Source organism: Candidatus Zixiibacteriota bacterium, assembly GCA_021159005.1.
Classification (GTDB): domain Bacteria; phylum Zixibacteria; class MSB-5A5; order UBA10806; family 4484-95; genus JAGGSN01.
Map to the genome: position 1 here is coordinate 1 of JAGGSN010000065.1, position 11,070 is coordinate 11,070.

14 protein-coding genes are annotated in these 11,070 nt (G+C 43.5%); 6 read left to right on the plus strand and 8 right to left on the minus strand.

Features of this window, described 5'->3' with window-relative positions:
- Window positions 1-219: 219 nt before the first annotated feature.
- From J7K40_04050 to J7K40_04070, 5 genes are all read right to left on the minus strand, one after another.
- The gene (locus tag J7K40_04050; protein ID MCD6161571.1) at window positions 220-966 is read right to left on the minus strand and encodes a TPM domain-containing protein; all 747 of its coding nucleotides are present in this window, start codon (window positions 964-966) and stop codon (window positions 220-222) included.
- A gap of 306 nt (window positions 967-1,272) precedes the next feature.
- Window positions 1,273-2,568, minus strand: a complete 1,296-nt coding sequence (locus J7K40_04055) for a thymidine phosphorylase (protein ID MCD6161572.1) — start codon at window positions 2,566-2,568, stop codon at window positions 1,273-1,275.
- Window positions 2,568-3,209: a deoxyribose-phosphate aldolase gene (gene deoC, locus J7K40_04060; GenBank protein MCD6161573.1), complete on the minus strand. Its 642-nt coding sequence runs from the start codon at window positions 3,207-3,209 to the stop codon at window positions 2,568-2,570. The genes J7K40_04055 and deoC overlap by 1 nt, the downstream gene beginning before the upstream one ends.
- A gap of 1 nt (window position 3,210) precedes the next feature.
- Window positions 3,211-3,600, minus strand: a complete 390-nt coding sequence (gene cdd, locus J7K40_04065; GenBank protein ID MCD6161574.1) for a cytidine deaminase — start codon at window positions 3,598-3,600, stop codon at window positions 3,211-3,213.
- Entirely contained in the window at window positions 3,597-4,775 is a 1,179-nt protein-coding gene (locus J7K40_04070) for a phosphopentomutase (GenBank protein ID MCD6161575.1), read from the minus strand. Before J7K40_04070 ends, cdd begins: the two co-directional genes overlap by 4 nt.
- Before the next feature lie 566 nt (window positions 4,776-5,341).
- On the opposite strand from J7K40_04070, the gene J7K40_04075 reads away from it, so the two are divergent.
- From J7K40_04075 to J7K40_04090, 4 genes are read left to right on the plus strand one after another with little or no spacing between them, the layout of a single operon-like run.
- Window positions 5,342-6,163, plus strand: a complete 822-nt coding sequence (locus J7K40_04075; GenBank protein ID MCD6161576.1) for a YIP1 family protein — start codon at window positions 5,342-5,344, stop codon at window positions 6,161-6,163.
- 1 nt (window position 6,164) lies between these two features.
- Entirely contained in the window at window positions 6,165-6,557 is a 393-nt protein-coding gene (locus tag J7K40_04080) for a DUF2752 domain-containing protein (GenBank protein MCD6161577.1), read from the plus strand.
- Window positions 6,554-7,015, plus strand: coding sequence for a hypothetical protein (locus J7K40_04085; GenBank protein ID MCD6161578.1), 462 nt, complete (start codon window positions 6,554-6,556; stop codon window positions 7,013-7,015). Before J7K40_04080 ends, J7K40_04085 begins: the two co-directional genes overlap by 4 nt.
- Window positions 7,015-7,290, plus strand: a complete 276-nt coding sequence (locus J7K40_04090; GenBank protein MCD6161579.1) for a zinc ribbon domain-containing protein — start codon at window positions 7,015-7,017, stop codon at window positions 7,288-7,290. Before J7K40_04085 ends, J7K40_04090 begins: the two co-directional genes overlap by 1 nt.
- Window positions 7,291-7,510: 220 nt before the next feature.
- Here the strand turns inward: J7K40_04090 and J7K40_04095 are convergent, their stop codons facing one another.
- From J7K40_04095 to J7K40_04105, 3 genes are all read right to left on the minus strand, one after another.
- Complete coding sequence (locus J7K40_04095; protein MCD6161580.1) at window positions 7,511-8,068, minus strand: hypothetical protein; 558 nt, start codon at window positions 8,066-8,068, stop codon at window positions 7,511-7,513.
- Window positions 8,069-8,470: 402 nt separating this feature from the next.
- Window positions 8,471-9,517 (minus strand): 23S rRNA (adenine(2503)-C(2))-methyltransferase RlmN, encoded by a 1,047-nt coding sequence (gene rlmN, locus J7K40_04100; protein ID MCD6161581.1) that lies wholly within the window; start codon window positions 9,515-9,517, stop codon window positions 8,471-8,473.
- Between the two features lie 108 nt (window positions 9,518-9,625).
- Window positions 9,626-9,829, minus strand: coding sequence for a hypothetical protein (locus J7K40_04105; GenBank protein MCD6161582.1), 204 nt, complete (start codon window positions 9,827-9,829; stop codon window positions 9,626-9,628).
- Here J7K40_04105 and J7K40_04110 point away from each other — a divergent pair.
- Both J7K40_04110 and J7K40_04115 read left to right on the plus strand, forming a co-directional pair.
- Entirely contained in the window at window positions 9,828-10,628 is an 801-nt protein-coding gene (locus J7K40_04110; GenBank protein MCD6161583.1) for an acyltransferase, read from the plus strand. The genes J7K40_04105 and J7K40_04110 overlap by 2 nt on opposite strands.
- Window positions 10,629-11,012: a response regulator gene (locus J7K40_04115; GenBank protein MCD6161584.1), complete on the plus strand. Its 384-nt coding sequence runs from the start codon at window positions 10,629-10,631 to the stop codon at window positions 11,010-11,012. It abuts the gene before it with no gap.
- The last annotated feature ends 58 nt before the right edge of the window (window positions 11,013-11,070 follow it).

Below are 11,070 nucleotides of genomic sequence, written 5' to 3' on the forward strand. Positions count from 1 at the left end.
CACTTTGGTGATTTCGGGAAACCGCCCCTTATGTATCAACGACTTACGCAAAATTGAAGCTCGCAACTGTAGAAGATGAGCCTAAGGCGTCTGCCAGTCACAATGTAAAAGTTAATTTCACTAAAATAAGCGAAGAGGGCGTATGCAATACGCCCCTACGCGTTTTTGTATATCAAGTTGGATTAATTTGAAAAATATCGATTACAAAATCCGGATTTTTTACCATCCGCCGGAAGCGCCGCCGCCGCCGCCCATACCGCCGCCAAAACCGCCGAAACCGCCGCCGCCAAAACCGCTGGAACCGCCGCTAAATCCGCCGGAGCCTCGACCCAGTCCAAAACCGGTCATTAAAAAGAGCAAGCCTAAGCCTCTGCCGCGCCGTCTGCCGGTTAATGCGGAGATAATGAAGAAGACTATAAATATCAGATAGACAAGACCGCCAAGATTCGATTTTTTGCGGTTTTGTTTGGGATAGACTACTGTTTCGCCGCCTACGATTTTCCCGATTTTAAACACTGCCGCCGAAAGCCCGCCGCCATAATCACTTTGTTTAAACCGAGGGATTATGTCGTATCTTATAATTTCACCGGCTTTGCCATCGGGGAGAACCCCCTCAATGTCATAGCCTGTCTCAATCCGAACCTGGCGTTCTTTTTGGGCGACAAGGATTATCACTCCATTGTCCTTTCCCTTCTTGCCGATTCCCCATTCCACAAGATAGCGCAATGCTTCCTGTTCGAGCGAAGCCCCCTCTAAGCTTGCTATGGTTACCACCGCGATCTCCACTCCGGTACTTTTCTCAATAGAGGTGCACATCGATTCAATTTGGTGGGCGCTGCGGCTGTCGATTACACCGGCGAAATCGTTTAGATAGCCTTGAGGGCGTGGTAAATCACCTGCCAGAGCGATGCTGGATATAAGGAATAATACTGCTATTGCAGCAAGAATTGCATTAATCTTTTTCATAAGGGGATTATAACTATATATTTGGATGGCGGTCAAGATTTAAATAAATTTATCTGCCTGTCGGGTATATTTTTCTGGAATTTCCCATTAGACGGATGACATCCTGAAGGCGATAGTTAGCGCCTTTTAGGTCAAATCTCTCCTTGTGGTTTCGACTATTTATTATCCCGGATTTTACATTAGAGCCATTGTTGGCGCACGAGGACGCACACCAACCACTAACCGCGCAGCCTGACTCGGTTAGCCAGTAGAAACCCTTTCCTGACGATATCGAATTAGATGCTGTTTATTAAGCTTACCCAAACATCACTTAGTAATCAACACAGGCAGCTGCATTTCCTGCTCGCAAATCTCAAAACATCCGGCAAAACTTTGCTTAAGATAATCATCAGCAAGCTGACCGTTAGAATGAATCTGCATCAGCGTGTCATTTACATCAACATAGTCAGCAATCTTTTTGTGTATAATAAATCCAACCGAATGGTCTATCGGCTGTCCAACCGTTGTCCTGCCGCCGCCCATCTTGATTATCAACTGGCCGAGTTGGTAAGTATCAATCGATTTTATATAGCCGCTCTTGCTTACGGTTGCATCAAATATTTTTTCAGCTGGCTTTAGAGGCTTGCCTTTCTCAAGGCAGACAGTATCGCCGCCCTGATATGAGACCATTTTTAAAAATATCTCAAAAGCCGAACCGTCATCGATTTTTTCCTTTTGCAGCCGCAAAGCATCTTCTCCGAAAGCAATCCCGCCCAGCTTGAGCATGGATTCACCAAGGCTGAAAACCACTTGCATAAGGTCATCGGGACCACCGCCATGCAAAGCGGCAATTGATTCATCAATTTCCAAAGCATTGCCAACGGCATTGCCTAAGGGCTGGTTCATATCGGTAATAAGGTAAACCGCGCCCTTATGCATAACATCGCAAATATCACACAGGCTTTGGCCGAGATGATTCGCCTGCTCGACTGTTTTCATAAAGGCGCCATTGCCGCACTTGATATCGAAAACAATCGAATTTGTACCGGCAGCAAACTTCTTCGATAAAATCGAACCACAGATTAAGGGAATCGACTCAACCGTGCCGGTAACATCCCGAAGGGCATACATCTTTCTATCGGCTGGCGCTATTTGCGGCGTCTGTCCGGTGATTATACAACCTATCGAATCAACGCCCGATTTGAATTCCTCGATAGAGAGATCGGTGCGGAATCCCGTAATGGATTCCAGCTTATCGAGCGTTCCGCCGGTGTGCCCAAGACCTCTGCCGGAAAGCATCGGCACTTTCAAACCGCAGGCGGCCATAAGCGGAGCTAAGATAATCGAAACCTTATCGCCAATCCCTCCCGATGAATGCTTGTCGATGTATAACTTATCCTGCGGGTCGAAAACAATCCTGTCGCCGGATTCAAGCATAGCGGCAGTTAAGGCGGCGGTTTCATCGGCAGTCATCGAGTTAAAATATACTGCCATTAAAAATGCCGCCATTTGATAATCGGGTATATCGCCGGAGGTATAATTATCTACGAAATATTTTATCTCTTTCGCTGAAAGTTCTTTGCCGTTGCGCTTGGCGGATATGATTTCAACGGGATTCATCATTAGCCCTTGATTATCGCCATCGCCGATGAGGTGCCAAGCCTGTCGGCGCCAGCTTGTATCAACTGCTTGGCAAAAGCGCGGGTTTTGATGCCTCCGGCCGCTTTCACTTTGATTGCCCCTGCGGCAGTATCCTTAAGCAGCACCACATCATCGACAGTTGCGCCAGTTGGTCCGTACCCGGTTGATGTCTTCACAAAATCTGCGCCGGCATCGATACAAATACGGCAGGCATCGATTTTTGCCTGCTTGCTGAGATAAGCGGTTTCGATAATCACCTTTACAATATATTCTTTACATATTGCTTTGATACTTAGAATATCGCTATAAACAGCTTCGGAATCCCCGTTTTTAAATGCAGGCAGATTCATTACTATATCGATTTCAGTTGCGCCATCTTGAATAGCCTGGCTTGCTTCAAATATTTTTGTCAAATTATTGTTCGCCCCGAAAGGAAAACCGACAACCGTGCAAATGGCAATATTATTACTGCCAATACATTCTTTGCATAACGGCACATAATAGGGATGAACGCAAACCGAGGCAAAGCCATGCTCAATCGCTTCGCCGCATAATGTTTCCACCTGCTTATTTGTCGCTATCGGGCTAAGCAGTGTGTGGTCTATATACGATGCTAATTTCATCTTATCTGCCTCGCTTTCTGAAAGCCTCGGGTAAAAGCTGTTTCATTGAATAGCGGTTAATTTCGTTCTTATTATTGGCGCAGATAATTTGCAAATCGGGAGCAAACTCGAATAACATCTGACGGCAGACTCCGCATGGCGTTGCCGGCGGCGAACAATCCGTATATACCGCTATTTTTACAAACTTATTGCACCCTTCCGAAACCGCTTTGGCAATAGCGCCTCTTTCGGCGCAGACTGTTATACCATAGGAGGCATTTTCCACATTGACGCCTGTATAAGCGGAGCCATCATCCCCAAGCAATGCCGCGCCTACTTTAAACTGCGAATAGGGAGCATAGGCGTTTGGCTGGACATTCTTGGCGGCTAAAATCAGTTCATCATCATTCATTTTAATTCACTCGCAAAGCTTATGCTTTCACTAAAATTTTCTATGTTAAATATCTCGGCTATAGTGGAGGCTAAATCGGCAAATGTTTTTCTGATGCCGAGATTGCCGCCGATATCTTCAAACGATGGCGAATACGCTATCAATGGCACATACTCGCGGGAATGGTCTGTCGAGACAGTTGTCGGGTCGCAGCCATGGTCGGCGGTGATTATCAGTAAATCGTCATTCTTTAAACTCGATATTATGCGGGGCAAATTGCTGTCAAAATATTCGAGACCCTTGGCGAAATCGACATAGTTGTTTCGATGTCCCCACAGCATATCGAAATCAACAAGATTGGCAAACAACAACCCCTTGAAATCCTCCGCAAGCTGGCTGATAATAACCTTGATGCCGTGCTCGTTTGATTTAGTATGATTAGCGCGAGTTATCCCCTTGCCGGCGAAAAGATAATCCACCTTGCCGATAGTAACGACATCATAACCCGCATTTTTCAGTTTGTCGAGAATTGTATCAACCGGCGGCGCAACCGAAAAATCCTTCCTGTCCGATGTTCTGACAAACGCGCCCGGCTTGCCGGTAAACGGACGGGCAATCACTCTCGCTACCGCATTTTCGCCCACCAGCATATCACGAGCAAACTGGCAATAATGGTACAGTTTATCCAAAGGCACAACATCGGTATGAGCGGCAATTTGAAAAACCGAATCGGCGGAGGTATATACAATTAGGTCGCCCGTTTTAATATGCTTTTCTCCAAGCTTGGCGATAATCTCCGTTCCCGAGGCTGGGATATTGCCCAATATCCCGTGGCCTGTCAGCATTTTAAATTCCTCGATTATTTTATCAGGGAAACCATCGGGATAGACAGGAAAAGGTTTTTTGCTGATAATGCCGGCCAGTTCCCAATGGCCTACGGTAGAATCCTTACCGACAGATTGTTCAGCCATTTTGCCATAGCAGGCTTTAGGTTTATCGGATGGAGGCACGCCCTCGATGGGTATAATATTACCCAAACCCATATCAGCCATATTAGGCATGTTCAATCCGCCGACTGCCTTGGCGCAATTGCCGATAGTATTCGAGCCGGCATCGCCATAGTCAGCGGCATCCGGAAGCTCGCCCACTCCGCAGGCATCAAGGATAATCAGGCAAATTCTTTTATATTTTATCATGTGATAATTTTAATAGCATATTTGGTTAATGTAAAGGGATAATCTGAATTGGCTATAAAAATGATAGGCGTTATGGGCATCACAAGGTATCCTATCCAGCGGGTAGGTTAGGTTGTTGACAAGGCAACAAACCACTCTTGTTACCAAGCGCTGCTTGGTAACAGAGGGTGTATCCACCTGAGGCGGACGCCCCGGGCGGATTGACCTGCGAACTTAACATAGGGCAATCCGCCGCCGCAGACGACACCTGCCTGCTTTATTATCCCTCAGGATGGAAGTCCGCCTTAGCGGACGACATCCTGAGGGCGAAATATTCCGTCATCAAGATGTTGTTCATATGAGGTAGTATTTTTCTTCTTAAGCAGATGCGTACTATCTGCAAAACTCTCAGGATGTCACTCCGTTCCATCCGGAGGGATAGAAAACTAAATCTGCTAACATATCAACAAATAAAATATTTAACTTTTGTAAATCATTGTCGTATCCTATAATAACAATTGACTGATTTTGAGTTTATGTAAAGCAGAAAACCATCCGAAAGGATGATAATATCAGGAGGTTGAATCATGATTAAATACTGCCGCAACTGCGGTAAGATGGCTGAAGCTGATGGCGAGATAAAATTCTGTCCTCATTGCGGCGCCTCAATGGAAGAGCCGCTTACGCCCGATGAAAAGCAAAGCGAAATACCGCCTGAACGGGAAACGTTGATTTATAAAGCGCCTGATGAAACCGAAAACAAATATATACTCTGGGAAGACAGGTCAAAACTCGGTTTTATTAGCTCACTTTTTGAAACCTGGAAAGAAAGCGTTTTTAATCCGACTCGTTTTTATCGCAAGATGCCGGCAACCGGCGGTATTGGCAATCCCCTGTTATACGGACTGATTTTTGGATTTATAGGGCTTGTATTTAGCATGGTTTACCAGCAGTTTTTTAGTCAATTATTCGACCCCTCACCATGGTACCAATATATGGGGCAAGATTTCGATAGAGATTTATACGATTTTTCACGTCAAATGGAATCAATCTCACATTTGTTTCAAATTGTATTATTTCCCTTTATGCTTACCGCCTGGTTTTTTATATGGGCGGGCATTCTGCATCTAATCATGACTATATTTAATTGGAAAAGTGAAAGCTTTGAAGCCACCTTTCGTATAATTACATATTCGGAGGGACCGTCATTTTTTGCGATTGTACCGGTTATTGGCAGTTTGATTGCCATAATCTGGCAATTGGTTCTTGTGATTATCGGCCTTAAAGAAGTTCATAAAAACGATATAGGCAAAGCTATCCTCATTGTGTTTTTGCCATTGATATTGTGCTGTCTATGCTGCTGCGGTTTTTCAACATTCCTTTTCGGCCTAATTGGCGCGTCTAATTGATATGAACTTAAAAGTTATCAAGGGCAAACATCCCCTGTCAATTCATGTCGTCTGGATGATATTAATAATCGGCGCTTTGGCAATGTATCGCTTTAGGCCGCCGTCAACCTGCCTTTTCCATAACCTAACCGGCGTTCCCTGTTTAAGCTGCGGAGTAACGCGCGCTGTAGGGGCGTTCTTTTCGGGCGAATTTATCAGCATGCTTTGTTTCAACCCGTTAGCTGTACTATTTTGTGCGGCTTTGTTTTTTTTCTCGCTTTTTAAACTTGTAGAATATATATTTCGTTTTAAGCTTAGAATAGATGTAAGCAGTAAAATCTCTTTGGCGGTCAGGGTAACTGTGATATTCTTAGTCGCGGCAAACTGGCTTTTTTTAATTGCAGCTGGACGATGAAAGTTTTTTTTGGCGGAATTATTCAAGGCTCCTGTCAAGGGAGCAATATTACCTCTCAGGATTATCGCGAGAAAATCAAAGCAATATTTCATGAGAAATATCCCGATTTTGAGATAATCGACCCTTTTGCCAGCCATAGCAATTCTATCGAGTATGATGACGACCAGGCTAAAGAGACATTTTTTATGCATCTTGATATTGTCGATTCATCCGACCTGATGATTGCCTTTCTGCCGCAAGCCTCGATGGGGACTGCTATCGAAATGTATCGAGCCTTACACTGCCAAGTGCCGGTAATAACTATCTCTCCAATGTCAACTAATTGGGTAATAAGATTGTTTTCTATAAAAAATTTCGAAACTATTGAAAGTTTCGCCAAGTTTATTCAAGAAGATAACTTGATGAAACTGCTTTCCGATAACAAGAAAGCATCGGAAAAAATAGAGGAGTCTGCCTAATGCCTACATACCAATATAAATGCACGGATTGTGATTACAGGTTCGAGGAGTTCCAGCTGATTACAGAAGAGCCGTTGAAAAAATGCCCCCAATGCGGCGGTTCTGTTAAAAGGCTGATTTCCGGCGGTGCTGGTTTTTTATTCAAAGGCTCCGGTTTTTATATCACCGATCACCGCTCGGAAAGCTACAAAAGAGATGCCCAAAACGACAAGCCCATTGTCGAGCCTGCAAGCAGTTCGAAGAAGAAAGAAACAGCCAAGAATAAAGCCGTATAGATGCAAAAGGCAGGAAAGGATTCCTGCCTTCGCGATAAAGGCAGGTCTCGGAAAGACCTGCCCTACTTTGCTGAGGACTACCTTCGCAATAGATATAACAAATCGCGTAGGGGCGTACCGCATACGCCCTTTTCTGTCTTCGCGATAATCCCTGCTATTTAATGCGTCGTTAGTCCGCCGCGGCGGACTAACGACACCTGTTCTACTTTGCTGAACCCTGCTATTTCTTAATAATAATCTCGTTTTCTATAAAATCACCATCAACGTTATCGCCCATAGGATCCCATACGGCAAATATGAAACTAATATGAGGATGAGGTATCATGCCCCGGGTTAATTTCACTACACCTTCTTCGCAGTCTTCGGGAGCGGTAAAATATATTGTGGCAACAATACCATCACCGGCTTGTAATGATGGAACATAAGACTCGGGGTCGATAGTGCTTATAAATGAGAAATAAACTACTTTATCCTGTACCCCTTGCTCATTTTCAGGGATTTTGATATCATTGAACATCATATATTCGCATCGGCTTTTTGCAAATGATACCGAATCGCAATAAAGATCAATTTTATCCGAGCGGAAAAATATCGGTACCTGCATGCCAGCGAGAGAATCAACATTATACAGATAAACATTAACCGCAAAGTGTTCGCCCGGTTTGGCGGTTACCTTGTCTAAATAGACCGTATTAGTTTCATATTTACCCTCATCAGCAAGGCTAAACCCGGCTGTCAGCAAGCAAATCAACACCGACATTAAAATTAATCTCTTCACAAAACCTCCTAAATTTACATCAATTATTTTTAAACGTCTTCTCAACGCATAGAGTTCCAATTCCATATAAGATATTCGTAAGCTTCAAATATGCAAGAAATATTTGATTATTTTACAGCCTGAAAATATTTTGCTTATATGGCTGGTGTACATCCCCGTGCCCCAACTTAGGCAGTTAGTAGATACCCTCTTTTAGGTCTTGGCTATTATCGTCCTCAGGATGTCGCTTTACTCTATCCCGAGGAATAAAAAAAGGCAGGTCTCGGAAAGACCTGCCCTACTTTGCTGAGGACTACCTTCGCAATAGATATAGCAAATCGCGTAGGGACGTATCGCATACGTCCTTTTCTGCCTTCGCGATAATCCCTGCTATTTAATGCGTCGTTAGATAGAAATAACCAGTTATTTCAAGTCCCGCTTGCCGGCCAACTGACCGCAGGCGGCTTTTATATCCGTTCCTTTTGATTTGCGCAGGGTAACAGCCGGAGCACGAGGGTAAAGGTAATCCCTAAAGACTAAAACGGTTTTCTCATCTGGTTTATGGTAGCCGGTGCCTTCAACCTCGTTATATGCAATCAAATTAATCTTGCAGGGAATCCCCCTCACAAAATCAGCCAGCGCTTTGGCATCCTCTAAGCCGTCATTTACATCTTTTATAAGCAGATATTCAAATGTTACGCGATGGTCTGCTTTCTCGGTGTAATAAATCGCCGCTTTCTTAAGCATATCAAGCGGATATTTTTTAGCGATTGGAATAAGCTTGCGCCGTTTTTCCTGTATAGCCGAGTGAAGCGAAATCGCCAGGACAAACCTCGGGTTTTCATCAGCCAGTCTGTGGATGCCATTGACTAAACCGACAGTTGAGATGGTAAGTTTTCTGGCGGATACTCCCGCTCCCAATTGACTGTTCAATATAGTCGAGGCTTTAATCACATTGTCGTAATTTAAAAACGGTTCGCCCATCCCCATAAAAACGATATTGGTAATTCTTTTATCTTTTTCAAGACTGCCTTTGGTTAACAGATATTGGTCGTAAATCTCGCCGGAGGTCAAATTGCGTTTAAATCCGCCTATGCCGGTAGCGCAAAAACCGCAGCCTATCGGACAACCGGCTTGCGATGACAAGCAAAGCGTAAGTCTGCCGTTATCCGGGATAAGCACCGATTCGATAGCTGAATTATCGTCTAATTCCCAGACAGTTTTAACCGTATCATCGCTCGATTTATAATGATTAAGAGGAGCTATTTTGCTAATGCGGCATTTTTCCTTAAGCGTTTCCCTAAACTGCTTGCTCAGGTTGGTCATAAGATTAAAATCATCAACACCCTGATTAAATATCCATTTATACAACTGCCGTCCCGTAAAACTTTTTTTGCCAAACCGGACTGTTAATTGTTCTATTTCCTCCAAAGAGAAATCTTTAAGGTTTATCTTTGCCTTTTCTTTCATACAATAACGATACAAAGTTGCTGTCTAAAAATCAACCATTCTCGCAATAAGAATATAAAACGTTGGTTTACAAATATCTTGCCTGCAAGGTTTTTTGTATCGCATGATTCACAAATCTTCGTATGTGCTGATATCCGTTATAGGTGGATTTTTCTGCCAGAGCTGTCGGAAGTAACTTCCGACAGCACGAAGGAAACTTTTAGCAAAGTATTCGCAGGTCGGGTTCCGACCAGCGGGAAAAACCCGACATTTCGATTCCGGTACAATTATTTGCTTGCCTGAAAATTCATAATGAATTAATGTAGCTTTCATGAAAGTTGCTTTCATCCAGATGCAGCCGGAATTCGGTATGGTCAAAAACAATATCGAAAAGGCATTGTCCATGATTGATGCCGAGCCTGCCGAGCTTTATGTTTTACCCGAACTTTTTAACAGCGGGTATGTTTTCACATCACAGGATGAGGTCAACAATCTTGCCGAAAATGTCGATGATGGATTTACACGAAAGACAATTTCGGCTTTCTCGAAGAATAAAAAAATAGCGGTAATTTATGGATTTCCCGAAAAAACCGCAGAGGGAATTTATAATTCATGCGCCTTTATCGATAGCAGCGGCAGTTTTCATCTTTACCGAAAGCTGCATCTTTATTTCGATGAAAAAAAATATTTCCTACCCGGAAATCTGCCGCTTGAGGTTTTCACTTATGAAAACGCAAAAATCGGCATGATGATATGTTTCGATTGGATATTTCCGGAAGTTGCTCGATGTCTTGCGCTTATGAATGCCGATATTATCTGCCATCCGGCTAACCTTGTTATGCCTTTCTGTCAGGAAGCAATGAAAACCCGCTCAATTGAGAATTGTGTCTTTACGGTAACCGCTAATAGAATCGGCGAGGAGTTCAGAGGAAATAGTGGCTTGAAATTTACCGGCAAAAGCCAGATTACCGATGTTAAAGGTAATGTTTTATATCGAGCAAGCGATAATAAAGAAGAATCGTTCTCTGCCGATATTATGATAGAGAAGGCAAGGAGAAAGAATATTAACGATTTAAACAATCTTTGGCAAGACCGTCGGGTTGAATATTATAAATGCTTAGGAGAAATATAGATGGCTGCAAATCATAAAGTTCTGGTCATCGATGATGAACCTGAAATAACCGATATTATCAAAGCGTTTCTGTCTAATGCCGGTTATATAGTAGAAGTTGAAAATTCCCCGGTTGAGAGTTTGACAAAGGCTCAAAGCTTTAAACCGGATGTAATCCTTCTTGATATTATGATGCCGGTGATGGATGGTTATGAGGTTTGTTCAAAGATTAAAAATGATTCCCGGCTTGCCGACACACCTGTGTTGTTTCTAACCGGAAAGGATGCCAAAGACGACTCGGGCATGTCATTCCAATCCGGAGGCGATCTTTTTATCAAAAAACCGTTCTCATGTGAAAGACTTCTGAACATGGTGAAAATGGTTTTAATATCAGTTAATAAATAACATCACTACTGTCCGGCCTTTTGTCCGCCTTAGGCGGATGCTATAATGATGTCATTCC

Excerpts from the sequence above, each read along its gene's own strand:
- J7K40_04110 (MCD6161583.1), top strand. The coding sequence starts at position 9,828 with ATGAAAGTTGCTTTCATCCAGATGCAGCCGGAATTCGGTATGGTCAAA.
- J7K40_04050 (MCD6161571.1), bottom strand. The coding sequence starts at position 966 with ATGAAAAAGATTAATGCAATTCTTGCTGCAATAGCAGTATTATTCCTT.
- J7K40_04075 (MCD6161576.1), top strand. The coding sequence starts at position 5,342 with ATGATTAAATACTGCCGCAACTGCGGTAAGATGGCTGAAGCTGATGGC.
- J7K40_04055 (MCD6161572.1), bottom strand. The coding sequence starts at position 2,568 with ATGATGAATCCCGTTGAAATCATATCCGCCAAGCGCAACGGCAAAGAA.
- J7K40_04085 (MCD6161578.1), top strand. The coding sequence starts at position 6,554 with ATGAAAGTTTTTTTTGGCGGAATTATTCAAGGCTCCTGTCAAGGGAGC.
- J7K40_04105 (MCD6161582.1), bottom strand. The coding sequence starts at position 9,829 with ATGAAAGCTACATTAATTCATTATGAATTTTCAGGCAAGCAAATAATT.
- rlmN (MCD6161581.1), bottom strand. The coding sequence starts at position 9,517 with ATGAAAGAAAAGGCAAAGATAAACCTTAAAGATTTCTCTTTGGAGGAA.
- J7K40_04115 (MCD6161584.1), top strand. The coding sequence starts at position 10,629 with ATGGCTGCAAATCATAAAGTTCTGGTCATCGATGATGAACCTGAAATA.
- J7K40_04080 (MCD6161577.1), top strand. The coding sequence starts at position 6,165 with ATGAACTTAAAAGTTATCAAGGGCAAACATCCCCTGTCAATTCATGTC.
- deoC (MCD6161573.1), bottom strand. The coding sequence starts at position 3,209 with ATGAAATTAGCATCGTATATAGACCACACACTGCTTAGCCCGATAGCG.
- J7K40_04070 (MCD6161575.1), bottom strand. The coding sequence starts at position 4,775 with ATGATAAAATATAAAAGAATTTGCCTGATTATCCTTGATGCCTGCGGA.
- J7K40_04090 (MCD6161579.1), top strand. The coding sequence starts at position 7,015 with ATGCCTACATACCAATATAAATGCACGGATTGTGATTACAGGTTCGAG.
- cdd (MCD6161574.1), bottom strand. The coding sequence starts at position 3,600 with ATGAATGATGATGAACTGATTTTAGCCGCCAAGAATGTCCAGCCAAAC.